Raw genomic sequence first — 19,811 nt, 5'->3', positions numbered from 1 at the left:
GCGGGAGGGGATCATGAGCGCATTGATGGACGGGATCCGGGGCAACCGCTTTGTCGTCTTTGGCCGCGCGGGCATGGACATGTTCGCGGCCCCCGTGGGCACGAAATCCGAACATGCGGACACGTTCCACGCCGATCTGGGCGGCTCGTCCGCGAACACCTGCGCCGGGCTGGTCAAGCTGGGATCGCAGGCTGCATTGGTCACCTCCGTTTCGGATGATGCGGTGGGTCGGTTCTGTGTGAACAAGCTGGCGCATTACGGGGTCGAGACGACTTATGTGCGTGCCGTCGGGGGCGAGTACCGCAACTCGCTCGCGGTCTACGAAAGCTGTATCGAGGATTTCCAGAACGTGATCTACCGCAACGGGGTGGCGGATTTTCAGGTGACGGATGCGGATGTGGATCAGGTCGACTATGGCCGTTTCACCGCGCTGGTCACCGCAGGCACCGTGTTCGCGGCAGAACCGTCGCGCGGCTCGACCTTTCGTGCGTTTGACACGGCCAAGGCGGCGGGGCTGCCGATCATCTTCGACATCGACTACCGCCCCTATTCGTGGCCCTCGGCAGAGGTGGCTGCGGACGTCCTGTCGCGCGCGGGCGAGGCGAGCGACATGATCGTCGGCAATGACGAAGAGTTCGGCTTTATGGCTGGCGGCATTGACAAAGGCCTCGACAAGGCGCGCGAACTGGCACAGCGTCCGGGGCGCATCGTGATCTACAAGATGGGCGAAAAGGGCGCGGTGACCTTTGCCGACGGGCAGGAAATCCGCACCGGCATCTACCCGGTCGAGGCAGTGAAACCCAACGGGGCGGGCGATAGCTTTATCTCGGGCCTGCTGGCATCGGTTGCGGCGGGACATTCCCTGCACGACGCGGTGCTGCGCGGATCGGCCTCGGCCTCCATCGTGGTGTCGAAACCGGGCTGCGCGCCTGCCATGCCCGACACCGCACAGCTTGACGCCTTTCTGGCGTCGCACCCCGGCCCCACGGACACCTGAGGGAGGACAGACATGCATATCGCACCTTTTGACAACGGCAATCAGCCCATTGTGGACGTGGATCACGATCTGGTGCCGCTCAACTATTTCAACATCGTCAAGCTGACCAAGGGCGAGGTGTTTGACTATGCCGTGCCCGGGTACGAGACCTGTATCGTGCCTGCCACCGGGACGGTGGATGTGGACGTGGACGGCGCGGCCTTTGCCAGCCTTGGACACCGCGTGGGCGACGTGTGGGGGGGCGAGCCCGAAGGGGTCTACGTGCCCGTGGGGGCGAAGACGCGGATGACCTGCGTGTCGGACACGGCAGAGGTGTTCGTGGCCGGGGCCAAGTACGATCAGGTCCTGGAACCGTTCGACGTGCGCGAGGACGGCATTGACCGGGTGCAATACGGGTCGGACGACACCAAGACACACCGTAAGATCAAGCATATCCTCGGCGCCAACCAGCACGACAAGGTGGGGCGCCTGCTGGTGTCAGAACTGTTCACTGTGGGTGCGGGTGGCTGGTCGGGCTTTCCCAGCCACAAGCATGACACGGACCGGCTCCCGGAAGAGACGCGCCACGACGAGACGTATAATTTCCGCTTCAAGCCCAACCACGGGTCGGGTCTGCAAATGCTGCAACGCGAGGATGGCAAGGCGGGCGATGCGTACCACATCGTCGACGGCTCCACGATGCTGATTGACAAGGGGTATCACCCTTGCGCGGTGCTGCCGGGCTACGAAATGTATTACTTTACCATTCTGGGCGGGCTGTCGCAGCGGTCGCTGAAACAGTATTTTCAGCCTTCTCACGCGGATCAGTTGCACACTATTCCGGGCATCATGGACATGGTGGCCAAGTTCAAATGACCCTTGTAACGCTCGAACAGGCTTTTCAGCCCGCGCTGCGCGACGGTTACGCTGTTGCCGGATTGGTCACGCTGGGGTGGGAGGATATGCGCGCCTACGTGGCCGCCGCCGAAGCCGAAGGCGTGCCGGTGATCTTGCAGGCGGGGCCATCCTGCCGCGCGCACACGCCGCTGCCGATATTGGGCAAGATGTTCACCCATCTGGCCGAAGAGGCCTCTGTCCCCGTGGTTGCTCATCTCGACCACGGATATGAGGCCGATGAGGCGCGGTTGGCCATCGACAGCGGGTTCACGTCGGTCATGTATGACGGATCGCGCAAGCCGCTGACCCAGAACATCGACGAAACGGCGGCCATAGTCGAAATGGCCCATGCTGCGGGCGTATCCTGCGAGGGCGAGATCGGCTTTGTCGGCTATTCGGGGGGCGAGCAATCGGCGGGCACGGACCCGGACGAGGCCGCGCAATTCGCGCGGGACACTGGCGTGGACGCAATGGCAATTTCCGTGGGCAACGTACACCTGCAACAGGACGTGGGCGATGGGCTGGACGTGGCGCGAATCCGCGCGATTGAGGCGGTCACCGATGTGCCGCTGGTGATCCATGGCGGGTCCGGCGTGCCGCTGGCGCAGCGGCAGATGCTGTCGCGCCAGTCCAGGGTGTGCAAGTTCAACATCGGGACCGAATTGCGCATGGCCTTTGGCACCGCCTTGCGCGCAGCGGTGACCAGCGACCCGGATCGGTTCGACCGGGTGCAGATCATGAAAGACACCCACGACCCGCTGGTGGCCGCAACGCGCAGCGTGTTGCAGGGGTTCAAGCCCGCCCAGCGCTGACGCGCTGTTGCCGTACGTGCGGCGCAGTAACTAAAAATTATTGTTTATTTGCAGTCACTTGAATTGCCCGTGGGCAATTCTGCTCTGACCTCAGCCGGTTTCGACGCAGTGGCGGCGGAACGCGCGTTTGAGCATGTCCAATTCGGCGCGCAGCAACTCCATCTCTGCCCGGATGTCGTCGCCAAGGGCCTCACCCGCGATCAGTGTGAAATGACCCAGCTTTTCGCCGTCCGTGGCGTCAGACAGGACAAACACCTGCACCCCGTCGGCAATCGCCTCGGCGGGGATGGGCACCTGTACCAGCCACAACCCGGCCTCGCCCTGTTCCGTGACCTGTACATCCGGGACGGCATTGCCCAGATGGGTCACGGAAATCTGCGGCACGCCGCTGCCGGATTGGGCAATCACGCCCTCCCAGATGCCGTGGCGCATTCGGGTGGGTGTCAATGTCAGCGTGCTCATGATCCGCCCCTTGTCATAGTGCCGCCCGCGGCCTGCGCGAGAATGTGAGGTCTCGCAAGGTGACTTGGTTCATTTCCGGCCCTTCAAAGATCAGGTCCAGCCACGCCCGTTCAACGCGCCGTTCGTTCAGCTTGGAATAGGCGAGGTCAAATTCGACCATCACGTCCTCTTCATTGAGGGGCAGTTCGCGCACGATCTGTTCGGTGTTTGGACCGTGGCGGACGTTCAGTCGCACGAAAATCTCCAGCGGCTTTTCCATCTCGACGATTGTGTTCACCCCGATCAGATGGGTTTTCTTGAGGCCCTGAATCGCCTCCTGCGGCAAGTCGATCACCAGTGACAGGAAGGAGCCGTCGAATTTGAACACGTCAAGGCGCAGGCCGTAGGGGGCCAGGTCCTCTTCGCGCTGGTTGCGCAACTGGCGCAGGGTCAATTCGGAAAAATCGCAATCGTGGAACAGCGTGACCTCGTCACCCAGCATCGACTTTGTCTCGACCGAAGACATGCCGGGGCGCGCGATGGGACCGCGCCACAATTCGGGCCGCCACGCCCAATCGGCATTGTGCGGCTTGGGAAAGCTGGTGGAGCCGATGGCGGGCAAAGCCAGCCGTTCGTCGGCGCGGTGGATCAACCGGTCAAGATGGGTGCGCAGCAGGCGCGCGGCACTGCGACGGTTGCGCAGTTCGCTCAGCGCGATAGTGCCGGCGTTACGCGCAGCGCGCGCCCAGCGGCGCATCGCCCGTTTGTGGGCGATTTGTTCGATAAAGCTGACGCTCTTGCCTGCCATGTGCTCTTTGCGGCCCGTGGGTTGTCCTTCGGCCCTTTATCTATGCCAAAGGTTTCCCGTGAATAAACCGTGCAAAAGCCTGCACTGCGGCTAATTGTTGGGCGGCGTTGCAGAATTGTCCGCAGCCGCGACAACAGAGGCAACAGTCTGCGCCTGCGAAAGCTGCATGGTCTGTTCCAAAAGCCGCGGGGCGCGGGCCCCCAAGGGCGCGCTGTCCTGCGCCTCATAGATGGCCAGCCCGACAATCTGGTTGCCAACGCGCCCTGCCGCGCGCCAGTAGATTTCGCGCAATTCGGGACTGGGTGGGGTGCCGCGCACCTGTACCATCGTCAGCCCGTCACGATCTGCCCGGTCCAGGACGGTTTCCGCGCGTGTGCCCAGATCCTCGGGCGTGATGGGGCGGGCGGTGTCGCCGGGCACCGTGGTCGCGGTGATCAGTGCCAGCGGTACGTCACCGTCCGCCCGCACTCCCAGCGTGTCGCAGCGCGCCATCAGCGCAAAGCGGGCGCGCAGGCTGCGTTTGTCGATGCAGAAGCCGTTTGGCGCGACCAATGTCACCGCCCCAAGGCCAAGCGTCGCGCTGCGCAGCCCGTCATCGTCACCTGTACCGGGCAGCCCGAACCCGCCCTCGCAGCCCGCGAGGGTGAGGCAGGTCAGAACCGCGGCACAGACCCTAGAGGTCCATGTATTCATGCCGCTCGGCCTTGGCGCCCGGATGGGTTACGGCACCCTTGTAGGTGTCGCCGACAAGCTGCGCGTATTTCCACAGCGCGCCGCTTTCGTAGATGGTTTGGCGCGGTCCGGCCCACGCGTCTTTGCGCGCGGTCAGTTCCTCGTCACTCAGATCCACGCTCAGTTCGCCCTTGATCGCATCGAGCGTGATGATGTCGCCGTCCTTGAGCAGGGCAATCGGGCCGCCCTTGTAGGCCTCGGGGCCGACGTGACCGACACAGAACCCGCGCGTCGCCCCGGAAAAGCGGCCATCGGTGATCAGCGCCACCTTCTTGCCCATGCCTTGGCCCGACAGGGCTGCCGTGGTGGCCAGCATCTCGCGCATACCGGGGCCACCTGCGGGGCCTTCGTTGCGGATCACGATCACTTCGCCTTCTTCATAGGCGCGGTTCTGCACCGCCTCGAACGCGTCCTGTTCACATTCGAACACGCGCGCAGGCCCGACAAAGCGCTGGTGCTGCGCTTCCATGCCCGCCACCTTTACGATGGCGCCTTCGGGGGCGAGGTTGCCCTTGAGGCCGACAACGCCGCCCGTCTTGGTGATCGGGTCGGAGACGGGGTAGATCACCTTGCCGTCCGCTTCGAGGTCGATCTTGTCCAGTTCTTCGCCGATGGAATAGCCGGTCGCGGTCAGGCAGTCCTCGTGGATGAGGCCTGCCTTGCGCAGTTCCTTCATCACCACATAGATGCCGCCCACCTCGTAGAGGTCCTTGGCCACATATTGGCCGCCCGGTTTCAGATCGACAAAATAGGGCGTGTCGCGGAAAATTTCGCACACATCCTCAAGGAAAAAGTCGATGCCCGCCTCGTGCGCCATGGCGGGCAGGTGCAGGCCCGCGTTGGTCGAACCGCCGGTGCAGGCCACAACGCGCGCGGCGTTCTCGAACGCCTGCCGGGTGCAGACGTCACGGGCACGGATGTTTTTCTCGATCAGGTTCATCACGGCGGACCCGGACGCTTCGGCATATTGATCGCGGCTTTCGTAGGGTGCGGGCGCACCGGACGAATTGGGCAGCGCAAGGCCGATCGCCTCGGACACACAAGCCATGGTATTGGCGGTGAACTGACCGCCACAGGCCCCTGCCGACGGGCAGGCGACACGTTCCAGCACCTCAAGCGCTTCGGTCGAGATGGTGCCGCCCTGATGACGTCCCACGGCCTCGAACATATCCTGTACGGTCAGATCGCGATTGGCGAAATCTGCGGGCACAACCGGATTGTTGGGTGCCTTGCCCGGCAGGATCGACCCGCCATAAAGAAACACGGACGGCACGTTCAGACGGATCATCGCCATCATCATGCCCGGCAGGGATTTATCGCACCCCGCAAGGCCCACAAGCGCGTCATAGCAATGACCGCGCATGGTCAATTCGACCGTGTCGGCAATCGCCTCGCGGGAGGCGAGCGATGACCGCATCCCCTCGTGACCCATGGCGATGCCGTCGGTCACTGTGATCGTGGTGAATTCGCGCGGCGTGCCATAGGCAGCCTTTACGCCCATCTTTACCGCTTGGGCCTGCCGGTTCAGCGCGATGTTGCAGGGTGCGGCCTCGTTCCAGCAGGTGGCGACACCGATCAGAGGCTGGTGGATTTCCTCTTCGGTCATGCCCATCGCGTAGTAGTAGGACCGGTGCGGCGCGCGCTCGGGGCCTTCGGTTACATGGCGGCTGGGCAGTTTGGATTTGTCGAACTTGCCTTTGAGCATCTGGGTCACTCCCTGGATCGTGTTGGCACCGCAATAGCTTTTGGTCCGGCCCCCTGCAAGCGCGCTGCCGGTTGTAATGCACTCAGCGCGGTCCTAGGTTTGCCAAACGGCGCAGCACAGGGGCATCGCCCCAGCCCATTTTTGTAACGCTGCCCCAAGCGGGACGCACCATGGATTCCAGCCTATTCGCTTTCATCTGGAAGCATTCGAAACGCGATCAGCTGATGCTGCTTGCCCTGACCATCGTCACGTTCCCCTTCCTTTACGCGACGCTCGAACTGCCCAAGCGGATCATCAACGACGCCATTGGCGCGTCAAATGACATCATAAATGTCTGGGGTTTTCAGCTGAGCCAGGTGCAATTCCTGCTGGCGCTGTGCTTTGGCTATCTGGGTGCGGTGCTGGCGCACGGGCTGCTGAAAATGCGGCTGAACACCATGAAAGGCGTCACCGCAGAGCGCCTGCTGCGCCGGTTTCGGTTCCAGTTGATCAGCCGCATGTTGCGCTTTCCGCGCAACTATTTCCGCTCGACCAGCCAGGGCGAGTTGGTGAGCATGGTCACCTCCGAGGCCGAGCCGATGGGCGGCTTGATGGGCGATATGGTGGCGCAGCCGGTGTTTCAGGCGGGCCAGATGCTGATCATCGTTGTGTTCCTGTTTCTGCAATCGGTGTGGTTTGGGCTGGCGGGCATTGCGCTGATCCCGCTTCAGGCGTGGATCATCCCGATCCTGCAACGGCGCATCAACCTGCTGAACAAGGACCGGATCAAACAGGTGCGCGCCTTTTCTGCCGAGATCGGCGAAAGCGCGGCGGGCATTTCCGACCTGCGTACAAATGGCGGCCTGCGCTACCGGCTGGCACAGTTCACCGACCGGCTGAGCCATATCTTTGAACTGCGGTTCAAAATCTATCAGCAAAAATTCTTTATGAAGTTCCTCAACAACTTCATCACGCAGCTGACGCCGTTTTTCTTTTATTCAGTGGGCGGGGTGCTGGCCATTCGCGGCGATATCACCGTGGGCGCGCTGGTGGCTGCGCTGGCGGCGTACAAAGACCTGTCCAGCCCGTGGAAAGAGCTGCTGACCTACTACAACCAGACGCAGGACATGGCGTTGCGCTGGGAGATCGTGACCGAACGGTTCGCCCCCCGCGACATGATCGACGAGGCGCTGTTCGAAGGGCAGCCCGACGTCGTGCCGCATCTGCTGGGCGATATCGTGCTGGACAATGTGACAGTGCGCAACGCGGACAACACGCCGGTGCTCGAAGGCATCTCGCTTGAGATACCGGCAGGCAGCCGGGTCGCGATACAGGTCAAGAACCAGACCGAGCGCACCGCCTTGGCCGAGCTTTTGACGCGCGAGGTGTTGCCCACCCGCGGCCACATCACCGTTGCGGGCCATGACCTGACCAAACTGCATCAGGCCGTGGTGTCGGCGCGCATCGGGTACGCGCAGTCGCGCCCGTATCTGTTTGACGGAACGCTGGGCAGCAACCTGATGATGCCGTTGATGACAAACCCGAAAACGGTGCCGTGGGACAAGGCGGGACGCGACCGCTTTGGCACCGAGGCGGCCCGGTCGGGCAACAGCCCGGACCGCGTGGACGCCGATTGGATCGACCCCACGCTGGCGGGCCTTGGGTCCGAGGACGAGGTGCGCAAATGGTGGTTTGAACTGGTACAGGCCATGGGCATTGACGAATTCATGTTCCGCCGGATGCTTAACAGCCGCATTGACGTCACCAGATACCCAAACCTCGCGCAGGCCATCGTGGAACTGCGCCCGGAGGTTGCGACGCTGCTGGACGAGAACGGTGTTGCCGACCTCGTGCATCGGTTCGACCCCGATGAATTCAACCCGGCCGTTCCGCTGGGCGGCAACCTCCTGTTTGCCGCGCCGCGCATCGACATCAGCCAGCAGGGGCTGGCCACGCAGGCGGGTTTTCTCAGCCTGCTCTTTGAGCACGGCATCGCTGAACAGGGCATCGCGATCTCTCAGACGTTGATCGAGACGCTGCACCAGACCTTTGGCACAGACGGCACCAGCCACCCGCTGTTTACCGCGCTCAACATCGACGAAGAGCTGTATGAACAGTTGGTCGACATCGCGGCAAGGCGGCGGGAAAAGGGCGACGTGGCCCTATCGGACGAAGAATTTGCGCTGCTGCTGACGGTGCCCTTTGCCTTTACCGCCGAACAGATTGGCCCGGCCTTCCCCGACAGTTTCAAGGCCGAGATCGTCAAAATCCGGCAGACCAATGGCGTCATCATGCGGGCCGCGGTCGAAGAGATGTTCGTGCCGATCACGCCTGACAATTACTTGCCGCGGCTGACGATCCTCGAAAACGCGCTGTATGGCCGGATTTCCATGGTGGCGGGGGCCAAATCCGAAGTGATTGAAGACCTTGTGGCCGACCTGCTCAAGCGCAAGGACCTGCGCCGCCTTGTGGCCGAGACGATCTTTGACCTGCCAACGGGGATCGGCGGCACCAACCTGCCAACGATTTTCCATGAACGCGCGGCGTTCTCGCGCGCGGGGATCAAGCGGCCCGACATTATGGTGCTGGACCGTGCGCTGGCCAGCCACGGCGCCGAACTGCGCGAGCGGACGCGCGGTGCGCTGCACGACCTGCTGCCCGACAGTACGCTGATTTTCCTCGAAGAAAGCTTTAACGACCCGGATGCATATGACCTGTTTGTCGAGATCGTGGATGGGCGGATCGACGGTGTGCAGGTCCACGACGACGACGCGGAATCGGACGATCTGAACCGCAAGCTGCGTGCCATCGCGCGCACCGACCTGTTTGGCGGTTTGAACATGCGCAACCAGCGGCTGCTGGCCTTTGCCGCGCAGTGGTATCGGGCTGATCCGGGGCAGCGCGTCTTTTCCATGGGGGACAAGCCCGACGCGGCTTATCTGTGTGTGTCGGGCACGGCGGAGCTGTCCTTTGACACGCCCGATTGCAAAGAACGTGTGGTGACGACGGTCGAACCCGGACGCCTGATTGGCGATCTGGCCATCATCCTTGACGATCCGCGTAACCTGCACCTGACCGCGCAGACCGAAGTGACGTTTCTGCGCATCGGCGCGGTTGAGTTCAAGGCCGTCCTTGAGAACGACACCAGCGTCTTGCTGAGCATGTTGCAGACCGTATCGAGCCACCTGACCGGTGTTGCCGAGTTGCTGCGGCAGGCCAATGTCGAAATCCCGCAGGACGAGCAGGACCACGTGCCTGAGCCGATCGACCGATGAGCATCTGGCGGCTGGATTACACGGCGCACGCGACCTTTGTCGCCCCGGCGCGGGCCAAGGCACAGGCGTGGCGCATCCCCTTTGGCATCGTGTTGGTGGCGGCGTTTTTCCTGATGCTCAGCCAGATGGTGTTCGGCACCGCGATAAACCTGATGGGGCCGGAGCTTGCCCGTGAAATCCAGTCAGACGGACCGCTTGGCCTGACCGCCGGGGCGGTGCTGTTTTTCCTGTTGCAACTGGGGTTGCTGGGTGTGGCTGCCGCGATGGTCTGCGTGGTGCTGCACCGCCGCAGACCGATGACGTTGATTGGCGCGCCGGGGCCTGCGCTGCGGCAGTTCGTGGCGGTGTCCGTGGTGCTGGCTCTGGTGGTCGCGGCACTATGGGTGCTGCCGCCCTATGACATTGGTGGTCCGCTTGAACGCAATATGGCGCTGGGCCGGTGGCTGGTGTTGCTGCCCTTTGGGTTGGTCGCCGTTCTGATTCAGGTCAGTGCCGAGGAAGTCCTGTTTCGCGGCTATCTCCAGCAACAGTTTGCAGCACGGTTTTCGTCGCCATTTGTGTGGATGTTCATCCCGTCAGCCATCTTTGGCGCGCTGCACTACGTCCCGGAAAGCGCCGGTTCCAACGCGTTCACCATCGCCCTGTTCGCCGGGGTCTTTGGCCTTGTCACGGCTGACCTGACGGCGCGCGCAGGCACCTTGGGCCCGGCGATTGCGGTCCATTTCTCTAACAACGTGCAGGCCATCCTGCTGACCAGTCCGCCGGACGACATGTCGGGCCTTGCGCTTTACCTTTTGCCGTTTGGTATGGGGGACGAGGCGCAGATGGCGGCATGGCTGCCAGTGGACCTTGGTTGGATGCTGGTGGCGTGGCTGGCGGCACGGCTGGCCATCCGGCGCTGATTGCAATTGTGCGCCACCCCGATTATCTGGGCCAAGCGACGTTAAGCGGATGAGCATATGAACTGGATCACCAACTATGTCCGGCCCCGGATCAATTCGATCTTTTCGCGGCGAGAGACCCCGGACAATCTGTGGACCAAATGCGATGAGTGCGGCACCATGCTGTTTCACCGCGAGCTTTCCGACAATCTGAACGTCTGCACCAATTGCAATCACCACATGGGGATCACCCCACGCGACCGGTTTCAGGCCCTGTTCGATGGCGGCATATTCACCGAGGTTGACGTGCCCGCACCCGTGGCCGACCCGTTGCAGTTCCGCGATCAGAAACGCTATCCCGACCGGATGAAAGCCGCCCAAAAGGCGACCGGAGAAGATGAGGCGATGCTGGTCGCCGCAGGCGAAATCGGGCGCACGCCCATTGTTGCGGCGGCGCAGGATTTTTCGTTCATGGCCGGGTCCATGGGGATGTATGTGGGCAACGCAATCATTGCCGCCGCCGAAGAGGCGGTGAAACTGCGCCGCCCGCTGATCCTGTTTTCAGCCGCCGGTGGCGCGCGGATGCAGGAAGGCATTCTGAGCCTGATGCAGATGCCGCGCACGACCGTCGCGGTGCAGATGCTCAAGGAGGCGGGGCTGCCCTATATCGTTGTGCTGACCCATCCGACCACGGGCGGTGTCACGGCCAGCTATGCCATGCTGGGCGATGTGCATATCGCGGAACCCAATGCGCTGATCTGCTTTGCAGGGCCGCGGGTGATCGAACAGACGATCCGCGAAAAGTTGCCCGAAGGGTTCCAGCGGGCCGAATACCTTCTGGATCACGGAATGCTGGACCGGGTGACATCGCGTACGGAAATGCGGGACGAGTTGATCACCATCACCCGGATGCTGATGGGCCTGCCACCTGCCGTCAAAGGCGATCTGCCCGCGCCCGAAGCCGAAGCTGAACCGGCCCCGGCACCCGACGATCAAGGCACACCACCCGCATGAGCGAAGCCGGTTCGGACGTCATCCTTGCCCGGATGATGGCCCTGCACCCCAAAGTGATAGACCTGACGCTGGACCGTGTCTGGCGCTTGCTGGACCGTCTGGGCAACCCGCAGAATGACCTGCCGCCCGTGATCCATATCGCAGGCACCAATGGCAAAGGGTCGACGCAGGCGATGATACGCGCGGGCCTTGAGGCGGCGGGGCACCGCGTTCACGCCTATACCTCGCCCCATCTGGCACGGTTTCACGAGCGTATCAGGCTAGCCGGAGACCTGATTTCCGAGGACGCGCTGACGGCACTTCTGGACGAATGCTATGCCGCGAATGACGGCGCGGACATCACCTATTTCGAGATCACGACCTGTGCCGCGCTGTTGGCGTTTGCGCGGACCCCGGCGGATTACACGCTGCTTGAAGTTGGGCTGGGCGGGCGGCTTGATGCGACCAATGTGATCGACCGTCCTGCGCTTACCATCATCACCCCGGTGTCCATGGATCACGAGGCGTTTCTGGGTGACACGCTGGCCGCGATTGCGGGCGAAAAGGCGGGGATCATCAAACGGTTGGTGCCTTGTGTCGTCGGACCGCAGGACGACGCGGGCATGGATGTGATCGAAGCGCGGGCCACGGCGCTTGGCGCGCCGCTGCTGGCCTATGGTCAGCACTGGCACGCAGGGCCGGAACGGGACGGGATGGTGTACCAGGACGATCACGGTCTGCTCGACCTGCCGCGCCCGGTGCTGCCCGGCGATCACCAGATCCAGAATGCCGGAGCGGCGCTGGCGGCGCTGCGCCATCTGGGCTGTGACGAGGCGGCCTGCACGGCTGCTGTGACACAGGTCCATTGGCCCGCCCGGATGCAGCGGCTCAAGGCCGGGCCGCTTGTCGACATTGCGACCGCCAGCGGTGCGGAATTGTGGCTGGACGGCGGGCACAATCCGGCTGCGGGGCAGGCGTTGGCTGCGGTGTTGCGCCGCCTGCCGGACAGGCCCACCTACATGATCTGCGGGATGCTCAACACCAAGGACGTGCGGGGCTACTTTGCCCCTCTGGGGTCGGTGACGCAGGCGATCTACGCGGTTCCGATTCCCGGTGAGCCGAACACACTCAGCGCGGCTGATACTGCTGCCGCCGCCCGCGATGCGCGGGTTTCCGCGCACGCGGCAGAGGATGTGGACGCAGCGCTGCGCGCGGTTTTGGCAGAGGCGCCGCACGCTAGGGTACTGATTTGTGGATCACTTTATCTAGCGGGACAGATCCTGAGAAACCACAGCTGACATGGTGCCCCGCATCATATTGACCAAACGGCGCAGTCTGGGCTACATTTAGCGCATTATGCCAATAGGCAAGACATTTAGCCTGGGTTTTTTGGGGGAAACAGTATGGTATGGCGCGATGGCGAAGCGCCCGGGCATGGTTCCGTTATCCGCCCTGCAAAGGGTGCGAGGACGGCCGTGTCATCGGCGAAAATCACAATTTTATTGGTCATAATGACCTTTCTCGTGGTCACGGTTGCGCTTGTTGCGATGCAGCCGCGACCGCAACCGGCACCGCCTTGGTTGACCGAGGCGACGCCTGAACCCGCACCACCTGTGGAACAGGTTTTGGCAGCCGCCACACCGCCAGAGCCGGTGGTGCCGACAGAGCAAATCGCAATTGCGCCAGCGCCGGAACCGCAACCCGTTCTGGTCGTGGAACAAGAGGTGACGCGGGCGGATGCGTCGCTGCTGGAATTGCGTCAGGCCGTCAGGTCGAGCGAAGCCAGCGATGTTCTGCGGCAATTGGCGGGCAGCACGGGCGCGGGGCCTGACGATCTGCCGCTTTTGGCGCGCAACGTGCTGGGCGGTTTCGGCTATCCGGTGCGGCGGGGTGACCGGCTTCATGCGCTGCTGGTGGCATCGCTGTCCAACCAGAAATCCGACGCCTATATCGACGCGCTGCTGAATACCGCAGCGGCACGGGGGGAATTCACGCCGCCTTATGCGCTGGTGTTGCCCACGGGCCGGATGGACACGAACAGCCTGTTGCAGGCCATGGTGCGCGCCGCACGCAGCTAGGCGCCCCAACCCTCACTTTGCATTTCGCGCAGGCGCGAGGCGGTGCGTTCAAATTCGAACGTCCCTTCGCCTTCGAGGTACAGCATCTCTGGCACCGCAGCAGCAGAGCATATCAGCCGCACGCGCGCCTCGTACAGCGCGTCGATCAGGGTGACAAAGCGCTTGGCCTCGTTGAAATTGCTGCGGCTCAGGCAAGGGATGTCGTCGATCATCAGAACCTTGCAGGCCTCCGCGATGGCAAGATAGTCGGCAGGGCCCAGCGGCTTGGCGCACAGGTCGAAAAAGCTCGCTCGGCCGACCCCATTGCGGAACCGGGGCAGGGTGACAGTGCGGCTGTTCACCGTGAGGTCAAGCTGGCTGTCTGCGCCGCCTGCGAGGTCGGCCCAGATGGCGTCCATCTGTGTCCGCGCGTCGGCATTGTGTGGTGTGAAATAGGTGGGCGCACCGGCCAGCCTGTCCTGCCGGTAGTCGGTGGGCGAGGCCAGTTCCCACACCACCATACGTTCTTTCAAAAGGTCGATGAACGGCAGAAACAGCTGCCGGTTCAGACCGTCCTTGTAAAGGTCATCGGGCACCCGGTTTGATGTGGTGACCACCACGACGCCAGCGGCAAACAGCGCCTCGAACAATCTGCCCACGATCATCGCATCGGTGATATCGCTGATTTGCATTTCGTCAAAGGCCAGCAAGCGCACAGAGGCGGCAACATCCGCGGCGACCGGTGCAATGGCGTCTTCGACGCCGGTCTGGCGCGCGGCGTGCATGGCCGCGTGGATTTCCTGCATGAAGGCGTGGAAATGCACCCGGCGCACGGGCACCTCGACATGGGAGACAAAGAAATCCATCAACATGGATTTCCCACGCCCGACACCGCCCCACAGATAAAGGCCCTTGGGCGCTTCGGGGGCCTTTCGGAACAGCCCGCGTTTGACCGGCGCCGCGAGGGCCGAACGGATGCGTTCAAACTCGGGCAGCACGGCCTCTTGTGCCGGGTCTGCCTGAAGCGTGCCAGCGGCGGCAAGCGTTTGATATTCAGTGATCAAATCGGTCATGGGCGTTTCCGTCCTAGCGCGCATGGTCGGACTTGTTAAGCGGCGGATCAGTTTTTGTTGTGCACGCTACAGAAATCCTGATTTGACCCGCCGTCTGCGACCCGTAGTGTCAACAAGGCACAACGGAGATGTCCCATGCAGGCTCGCGCATCCCTGATGACCCCGGTTTTGATCGTGGGGTCCTTCATCATCATGATCAGCTTTGCCGTGCGCGCATCCTTTGGGGTGTTCCAGATTCCCATTGCGGAAGAGTTTGACTGGCTCCGCACAGAGTTTTCACTGGCCATCGCGATCCAGAACCTTGCGTGGGGGATCGGGCAGCCCATTTTCGGTGCGATTGCCGAAAAGATCGGTGATCGCAAGGCGATCATCATTGGTGCTATTGTCTATGCTGCTGGCATGGTGCTGTCGGCCTATTCCGTCACGCCCCTGGAACACCAGCTATATGCGTGGCTGGTGGGGTTCGGCATTGCGGGCACCGGCTTTGGCGTGATCCTTGCCGTAGTGGGCCGTGCGTCATCGGATGACAACCGTTCCATGAGCCTTGCGATTGCAACCGCCGCCGGGTCTGCCGGTCAGGTCTTTGGCGCACCGATGGCGGAATGGATGCTGACGCTGATGAGTTGGCAGACCGTGTTTCTGATCTTTGCCGCTGTGATCCTCGCCCTGATCCTGACGCTGCCCCTGATGCGCGCACCTGCAATGGCGTCCAAGGCCGAGTTGGAAGAGAGCATGGGCCAGATTCTGGTCAAGGCGTTCAAGGATCCGTCCTATACGCTGATCTTTCTGGGCTTTTTCTCGTGCGGCTATCAACTGGCCTTTGTCACGGCCCATTTCCCGGCTTTCGTGACAGAGGTGTGCGGACCCATCGTGCCGGGCAGTATGCTGCACAATATGGGAATTACAACGACGTCAGCACTTGGGGCTTGGGCGATCTCATTGATCGGACTTGCCAATATCGCAGGCACGCTGGCCGCTGGGTGGGCTGGCAAGCGCTATGCCAAAAAGTACCTGCTGGCGGGCATTTACACGGCGCGGACACTGGTTGCGGCGCTGTTCATTCTCTTTCCCATGACGCCCGAGACGGTGATCCTGTTTTCCGTCGCGATGGGGTCGCTATGGCTGGCCACGGTGCCGCTGACCAGTGGTTTGGTCGCGCATATTTACGGGCTGCGCTATATGGGCACGCTCTATGGTATCGTGTTTTTCAGTCATCAGATGGGGTCGTTCCTTGGCGTTTGGCTGGGAGGACGGATGTATGACCTTTATGGTTCTTACGAGCAGGTGTGGTGGATCGGGGTTGCCGTGGGTGCGTTCAGCGCCTTGGTGCATCTGCCCATCCGCGAAAAACCCCTTGGCCGGACGGTGGCGGCCTAACCGCGCGACGCGCGGATCGCCTCAAGCACCTGATCGGTATGGGTATAGGTCAGCCCGTGGCCCGCACCGTCAATCACGGTTTGCCGCGCGTTGGGGTTCCACTGTGCCAGCACGTCTTTGCTGTTGAGCGGGATCACGTCGTCATCGGCGCCCCACACGGCGAGCGTGGGGACTTGGGCCGCGGCAATTGCGGCATGTTCCGCCTCTACCGGGTGGCGCAGGACTCCGCGCAGGCTGGACAGGACCGCCGGGAAGTACCCGCGCCGGTCCGTTTCGCGCCGCTGCAAGGCGGTGATGTTTTCGACCGATCCGGGCACGCCCGCTTCGGCGCTGATGCCTTTGCGCAGGATGAATGGATATGTGGCAAGGAACAGCCAGTCACCGATCACTGGCAGGTCGCGGGTGGCCTTGAGCCGCCCGTTGATCAGTTCTGTCATACCTGCGGGTGCCAGCAGGATAAGCTGTTTGACGCGCGCAGGTTGACTGGCGGCCACGTGGGCGGCAATCGCACCGCCCATGGAATACCCCAGCAGCGTGACCGGTTCGGTCACGTTCTCATAGGCCAGCAGATCATTGTACTGCGTCAGGAAAAACGCTGCATCCTGCCGCCCCAGCACCGTTTCCGAATAGCCGCGTCCGTAGTGGTCGTACACCAGCACGCGGAACCCCATCAGGGCCAACCCCTTGGCCATGCCGCGCCAGACAAAGGACGGTGTGGTCAGCCCGTGGATGCAGACGGCAACCGGCCCGCGATCCGGACCCAGCCATTCGTAATGCGTGCGCCCCTGCGACAGCAGGGCGATCTGGCCCGGCGCCTCTTGTTGCCGGTCTTCGGACATGGAGGTCCGCATGGCCTCGATCGTCAGGGGCGTGGCGATCAGGCCCAGCAGGATGACGACAGCCCAGATCATTGCGCCTGCCACCGATCAAGGATGTAGCGGCAGGTCATCAGGTCCAGATGCGCGCCGCCGCCGTTCTTGAACAGCGTTATGCCCTCTGGATCGGGGGCGAAGGCGTCCAAGTCGTAGAAATCAGCCCTGATCTGGTCGTGGGTGATGGTGCCGGCCTCCAGCGGGATTTTGAGCTCACCGATATGCCCCACAGTTGTGTCGATGCTGTCGACATAGAGGTGCGCGCGCCGGACTGCTTCGTCGTCCGCCTCGCGCATGTCGGGGCGGTAGGCGCCAATCAGGTTCACGTGCTGTCCGGGGCGGAGCCAGTCACCCTGTAACCACGGATCGGTTGTGCGGGTGCAGCCCACAATGATGTCTGCCGCACGGACCGCGGTTTCGAGGTCGTCTTCGACCCGCAGGTCGGGCCATGTGGTGGCCAGTTGTGTTGCACGATGATTGCTGCGGTTCCAGATATGGAACTGCGCGTCGGGAAAGCCTGCCCCAAACGCTTCGCGGATCGACCGGGCGACCGTGCCCGCGCCGACGATCAGAATGCGCTGCGCGCCCGCTGGGGCGAGCCGCCGTGCTGCAAGCAGGCTGTCGGCGGCGGTTTTCCACTTGGTCACCAGATGGAAGTCGATATTGGCGGCAAGGGTGCCGTCCGCGTCGTCAAAGAGCGACACGCCGCCATTGATGGTCGGCACGTCGACATTGTCGGGAAAGATGGTTGCCGTTTTGACCAGCGCACCAAGGCCGTCGATCCACGCCGCGCGGGACAGGATCGTGTCGTCGCCGCGATAGAGAAATGTATCTTCAATCTGCGCGCGGGCGCCTTTGTGTCCTGCGGCCAGCGCGTCCGACAGGCCGATCCAGTCGAGGACCGCCTCGCCTGCTTTGAAGGGGATGAAGGGCGGGGTCATCGTGCGCTCTACCGGGCCTCATCGCTGCTGAGCAGCTCTTCGGCCACAAGACGGTCGGCCCAGCCCTGCGGCCCGTCGAACAGATGCGTGCGCCAGCCGCGCGCCTGCGCTGCGGCGATATTGTCCGCGCGGTCATCGGCAAAGATCAGGGCCTCGCCGGAGAGGCCGCTGGCCTGTTCCAGCATTTCGTAGATGCGGGTGCTGGGTTTGGTCACTTGCATATGACCCGAGATAAAGTCCCGGTCGAACTGACGCAAAAAGTCATAGTGCGTGGCCGCAAAATCATAGCTGCCGACGCCGAAATTCGTCAGCGAGAACACTGGCGTGCCTTTGGCCTGCAATGCGTTCATCAGGCGGACGGAATGGTCGATTGCGGGTGATGCCATTTCGATCCAGCGGTCGTGCCACATGCGGATTTCGTCGCGCCAGTCGGGATACTTCTCGGCTGTGGCATAGATTGTTTCGGTGAATGGATGGCCGAGGTCCACAAGCTCGTTCATGCCGTGCAGGTCGACGGCGTCGAACATCGCACGGCGGCGGTCCTTGCCAATCACGCTGTCGTAGAACCGTTCGGGTTGCCATTCGATCAGCACATTGCCGATGTCGAACACCACTGCTTTGATCGTCATCGCTTGGCGGCCCTCAGTTCCCGTTCCAGTGCGTCCAGAAAACGCGATCTGTCGGCCTTGGTAAAGCCCTTGCCGCCGCCCTGCCGAAACGGGTCGGCGGCGCGCAGGTCGCTCATCAGGTCGCGGGTGGCGAGCACGTTGCCGATATTGGCCTGCGTCAACGCTTCGCCATTGTGTTTGAGCACACGCGCGCCCGCCTCCACGCATCTGGCGGCCAGCGGGATGTCACCTGTGACCACGACGTCGCCCATCCTCGCGCGGTCGGCGATCCACATGTCGGCAATGTCGGGACCTTCTGCCACGATCACGGTTTCCACCAGCGGGTTCTGCGAGGGCCGCAGGCCGCCGTTGGAGACGACTTTCATGGGCACCTTGTGGCGCGTGGCGACCTTTTCCGCTTCCGCTTTGACCGGGCAGGCATCGGCGTCGATATAGAGAGTCGTCACCGGTAGAGCGCCTCGGCATGGAAGGCCACGTGATCCTCCATGAACGTGCTCACAAAGAAATAGCTGTGGTCATAGCCCGGCTGCATCCGGAAGGTGATCTGCTGGCGGCGCGCAGCGGCGGCTTCGACGAGGCTTTCGGGTTTCAGCAGGTCAAGGAATTGGTCGCTGGCCCCTTGGTCGATCAGGATGGGACCGTCGAAGCCCTTGTTGCGCATACACAAAGTGGCATCGTGGGGCGACCAGAGATCTTCGTTGGTGCCGAGATACGCGGTCAGTTGCTTGCGGCCCCAATCGCTGGACGTGGGGTTGGCGATGGGCGCAAAGGCCGAGACAGAGCGGAACCGGTCCGGCGCTGCCATGGCCATGGTCAGCGCACCGTGTCCCCCCATTGAGTGACCGGTGATTGCCTGCCGTTCCGGGTCGATGGAGAAGTTCCGTTCGAGCAGGACGGGCAGTTCGTCCATCACGTAATCCCACATGCGGTAATGCGGTGCCCATGGTGTTTCGGTGGCATTGACGTAAAAGCCCGCGCCTTTGCCCAGATCATAAGCCTCATCATCTGCGGCTGCGTCGCCACGGGGCGATGTGTCTGGGAAACAGAGCGCTATGCCGTGGTCCGCCGCCCAGGTCTGTGCGCCTGCCTTGGTCATGGCGTTTTCGTGGGTGCAGGTGAGGCCCGACAGATACCAGAGCAGGGGCACGGGTCCGTCTTGCGCCTCTTCGGGCAGGAACAGGCCAAAGGTCATATCGCAGCCGCAGGCGGTGGAGGCGTGGGTGTAGACACCTTGGGTGCCGCCGAAGCAGGCGTTTTCGGATTCGGTTTGCATGGGCATCCTCCTGAGGTTGGTTCATCGCTAGCGGGCGTCGGCCTTTGGGGCAAGCGGCGGACGCCTCCGGCGGGAGTATTTTTCAAGAGA

The 19,811-nt window shown here is 62.6% G+C and carries 19 protein-coding genes; 9 read left to right on the top strand and 10 right to left on the bottom strand.

Going from position 1 to position 19,811, the window contains the following annotated elements; genetic code table 11:
- The first annotated feature begins 13 nt into the window (after positions 1-13).
- Genes Q1A85_RS00805 through Q1A85_RS00795 form a run of 3 tightly spaced genes read left to right on the top strand, consistent with a single transcriptional unit; the run spans position 14 to position 2,685 of the window.
- Positions 14-997, top strand: coding sequence for a PfkB family carbohydrate kinase (locus Q1A85_RS00805; protein WP_299684060.1), 984 nt, complete (start codon positions 14-16; stop codon positions 995-997).
- A 12-nt stretch (positions 998-1,009) separates the two neighbouring features.
- The gene (locus Q1A85_RS00800) at positions 1,010-1,852 is read left to right on the top strand and encodes a 5-deoxy-glucuronate isomerase (RefSeq protein ID WP_299684059.1); all 843 of its coding nucleotides are present in this window, start codon (positions 1,010-1,012) and stop codon (positions 1,850-1,852) included.
- Complete coding sequence (locus Q1A85_RS00795) at positions 1,849-2,685, top strand: class II fructose-bisphosphate aldolase (RefSeq protein ID WP_299684058.1); 837 nt, start codon at positions 1,849-1,851, stop codon at positions 2,683-2,685. Before Q1A85_RS00800 ends, Q1A85_RS00795 begins: the two co-directional genes overlap by 4 nt.
- Before the next feature lie 90 nt (positions 2,686-2,775).
- On the opposite strand, the gene Q1A85_RS00790 is transcribed toward Q1A85_RS00795, so the two are convergent.
- The 4 genes from Q1A85_RS00790 to ilvD all read right to left on the bottom strand — a co-directional run bounded on the left by Q1A85_RS00790 (position 2,776) and on the right by ilvD (position 6,371).
- A complete protein-coding gene (locus tag Q1A85_RS00790; RefSeq protein ID WP_299684057.1) occupies positions 2,776-3,147 on the bottom strand; it encodes a hypothetical protein in 372 nt (123 codons plus the stop codon).
- Between the two features lie 13 nt (positions 3,148-3,160).
- On the bottom strand, positions 3,161-3,934 hold the full coding sequence (locus tag Q1A85_RS00785) for a DUF6478 family protein (protein ID WP_299684056.1): 774 nt from the start codon (positions 3,932-3,934) through the stop codon (positions 3,161-3,163).
- 90 nt (positions 3,935-4,024) lie between these two features.
- A complete protein-coding gene (locus Q1A85_RS00780; protein WP_299684055.1) occupies positions 4,025-4,627 on the bottom strand; it encodes a hypothetical protein in 603 nt (200 codons plus the stop codon).
- Positions 4,608-6,371 (bottom strand): dihydroxy-acid dehydratase, encoded by a 1,764-nt coding sequence (gene ilvD / locus Q1A85_RS00775; RefSeq protein WP_299684054.1) that lies wholly within the window; start codon positions 6,369-6,371, stop codon positions 4,608-4,610. Before ilvD ends, Q1A85_RS00780 begins: the two co-directional genes overlap by 20 nt.
- A gap of 170 nt (positions 6,372-6,541) precedes the next feature.
- Here ilvD and Q1A85_RS00770 point away from each other — a divergent pair, with 170 nt between their 5' ends.
- The 5 genes from Q1A85_RS00770 to Q1A85_RS00750 all read left to right on the top strand — a co-directional run bounded on the left by Q1A85_RS00770 (position 6,542) and on the right by Q1A85_RS00750 (position 13,577).
- On the top strand, positions 6,542-9,625 hold the full coding sequence (locus Q1A85_RS00770) for an ABC transporter transmembrane domain-containing protein (RefSeq protein ID WP_299684053.1): 3,084 nt from the start codon (positions 6,542-6,544) through the stop codon (positions 9,623-9,625).
- Positions 9,622-10,527: a CPBP family intramembrane glutamic endopeptidase gene (locus tag Q1A85_RS00765; RefSeq protein WP_299684052.1), complete on the top strand. Its 906-nt coding sequence runs from the start codon at positions 9,622-9,624 to the stop codon at positions 10,525-10,527. The genes Q1A85_RS00770 and Q1A85_RS00765 overlap by 4 nt, the downstream gene beginning before the upstream one ends.
- Positions 10,528-10,584: 57 nt before the next feature.
- Positions 10,585-11,520, top strand: coding sequence for an acetyl-CoA carboxylase, carboxyltransferase subunit beta (gene accD, locus Q1A85_RS00760; RefSeq protein ID WP_299684051.1), 936 nt, complete (start codon positions 10,585-10,587; stop codon positions 11,518-11,520).
- Complete coding sequence (locus tag Q1A85_RS00755) at positions 11,517-12,797, top strand: folylpolyglutamate synthase/dihydrofolate synthase family protein (RefSeq protein ID WP_299684050.1); 1,281 nt, start codon at positions 11,517-11,519, stop codon at positions 12,795-12,797. Before accD ends, Q1A85_RS00755 begins: the two co-directional genes overlap by 4 nt.
- Positions 12,798-13,010: 213 nt before the next feature.
- Positions 13,011-13,577, top strand: coding sequence for a hypothetical protein (locus tag Q1A85_RS00750; RefSeq protein ID WP_299684049.1), 567 nt, complete (start codon positions 13,011-13,013; stop codon positions 13,575-13,577).
- Here Q1A85_RS00750 and zapE read toward each other — a convergent pair.
- Positions 13,574-14,629, bottom strand: a complete 1,056-nt coding sequence (gene zapE, locus Q1A85_RS00745; RefSeq protein ID WP_299684048.1) for a cell division protein ZapE — start codon at positions 14,627-14,629, stop codon at positions 13,574-13,576. The two genes, Q1A85_RS00750 and zapE, sit on opposite strands and share 4 nt — an antisense overlap.
- Positions 14,630-14,764: 135 nt before the next feature.
- On the opposite strand from zapE, the gene Q1A85_RS00740 reads away from it, so the two are divergent.
- Positions 14,765-16,006, top strand: a complete 1,242-nt coding sequence (locus Q1A85_RS00740; RefSeq protein ID WP_299684047.1) for an MFS transporter — start codon at positions 14,765-14,767, stop codon at positions 16,004-16,006.
- On the opposite strand, the gene Q1A85_RS00735 is transcribed toward Q1A85_RS00740, so the two are convergent.
- Genes Q1A85_RS00735 through fghA form a run of 5 tightly spaced genes read right to left on the bottom strand, consistent with a single transcriptional unit; the run spans position 16,003 to position 19,721 of the window.
- Entirely contained in the window at positions 16,003-16,917 is a 915-nt protein-coding gene (locus tag Q1A85_RS00735; protein WP_299684046.1) for an alpha/beta hydrolase, read from the bottom strand. The genes Q1A85_RS00740 and Q1A85_RS00735 overlap by 4 nt on opposite strands.
- Positions 16,914-17,819 (bottom strand): ornithine cyclodeaminase, encoded by a 906-nt coding sequence (locus Q1A85_RS00730; RefSeq protein WP_299684045.1) that lies wholly within the window; start codon positions 17,817-17,819, stop codon positions 16,914-16,916. Before Q1A85_RS00730 ends, Q1A85_RS00735 begins: the two co-directional genes overlap by 4 nt.
- Positions 17,820-17,827: 8 nt before the next feature.
- Complete coding sequence (locus Q1A85_RS00725; protein WP_299684044.1) at positions 17,828-18,448, bottom strand: HAD family phosphatase; 621 nt, start codon at positions 18,446-18,448, stop codon at positions 17,828-17,830.
- A complete protein-coding gene (locus Q1A85_RS00720) occupies positions 18,445-18,894 on the bottom strand; it encodes a YaiI/YqxD family protein (protein ID WP_299684043.1) in 450 nt (149 codons plus the stop codon). Before Q1A85_RS00720 ends, Q1A85_RS00725 begins: the two co-directional genes overlap by 4 nt.
- On the bottom strand, positions 18,891-19,721 hold the full coding sequence (fghA, locus tag Q1A85_RS00715; protein WP_299684041.1) for an S-formylglutathione hydrolase: 831 nt from the start codon (positions 19,719-19,721) through the stop codon (positions 18,891-18,893). Before fghA ends, Q1A85_RS00720 begins: the two co-directional genes overlap by 4 nt.
- Between the last annotated feature and the right edge of the window lie 90 nt (positions 19,722-19,811).

The sequence above is a fragment of the uncultured Tateyamaria sp. genome (assembly GCF_947503385.1).
Taxonomy (GTDB): domain Bacteria; phylum Pseudomonadota; class Alphaproteobacteria; order Rhodobacterales; family Rhodobacteraceae; genus Tateyamaria.
Note: the sequence above shows the minus strand (reverse complement) of the source record. Positions and strands in the feature narration are given on the sequence as shown.

Coding starts and splice junctions, on each gene's coding strand:
- Q1A85_RS00785 (WP_299684056.1), bottom strand. CDS start 3,934: ATGGCAGGCAAGAGCGTCAGCTTTATCGAACAAATCGCCCACAAACGG.
- Q1A85_RS00790 (WP_299684057.1), bottom strand. CDS start 3,147: ATGAGCACGCTGACATTGACACCCACCCGAATGCGCCACGGCATCTGG.
- Q1A85_RS00780 (WP_299684055.1), bottom strand. CDS start 4,627: ATGAATACATGGACCTCTAGGGTCTGTGCCGCGGTTCTGACCTGCCTC.
- Q1A85_RS00770 (WP_299684053.1), top strand. CDS start 6,542: ATGGATTCCAGCCTATTCGCTTTCATCTGGAAGCATTCGAAACGCGAT.
- accD (WP_299684051.1), top strand. CDS start 10,585: ATGAACTGGATCACCAACTATGTCCGGCCCCGGATCAATTCGATCTTT.
- Q1A85_RS00750 (WP_299684049.1), top strand. CDS start 13,011: ATGACCTTTCTCGTGGTCACGGTTGCGCTTGTTGCGATGCAGCCGCGA.
- Q1A85_RS00800 (WP_299684059.1), top strand. CDS start 1,010: ATGCATATCGCACCTTTTGACAACGGCAATCAGCCCATTGTGGACGTG.
- ilvD (WP_299684054.1), bottom strand. CDS start 6,371: ATGCTCAAAGGCAAGTTCGACAAATCCAAACTGCCCAGCCGCCATGTA.
- Q1A85_RS00740 (WP_299684047.1), top strand. CDS start 14,765: ATGCAGGCTCGCGCATCCCTGATGACCCCGGTTTTGATCGTGGGGTCC.
- Q1A85_RS00805 (WP_299684060.1), top strand. CDS start 14: ATGAGCGCATTGATGGACGGGATCCGGGGCAACCGCTTTGTCGTCTTT.
- Q1A85_RS00725 (WP_299684044.1), bottom strand. CDS start 18,448: ATGACGATCAAAGCAGTGGTGTTCGACATCGGCAATGTGCTGATCGAA.
- Q1A85_RS00730 (WP_299684045.1), bottom strand. CDS start 17,819: ATGACCCCGCCCTTCATCCCCTTCAAAGCAGGCGAGGCGGTCCTCGAC.
- Q1A85_RS00765 (WP_299684052.1), top strand. CDS start 9,622: ATGAGCATCTGGCGGCTGGATTACACGGCGCACGCGACCTTTGTCGCC.
- Q1A85_RS00795 (WP_299684058.1), top strand. CDS start 1,849: ATGACCCTTGTAACGCTCGAACAGGCTTTTCAGCCCGCGCTGCGCGAC.
- fghA (WP_299684041.1), bottom strand. CDS start 19,721: ATGCAAACCGAATCCGAAAACGCCTGCTTCGGCGGCACCCAAGGTGTC.
- Q1A85_RS00735 (WP_299684046.1), bottom strand. CDS start 16,917: ATGATCTGGGCTGTCGTCATCCTGCTGGGCCTGATCGCCACGCCCCTG.
- Q1A85_RS00755 (WP_299684050.1), top strand. CDS start 11,517: ATGAGCGAAGCCGGTTCGGACGTCATCCTTGCCCGGATGATGGCCCTG.
- zapE (WP_299684048.1), bottom strand. CDS start 14,629: ATGACCGATTTGATCACTGAATATCAAACGCTTGCCGCCGCTGGCACG.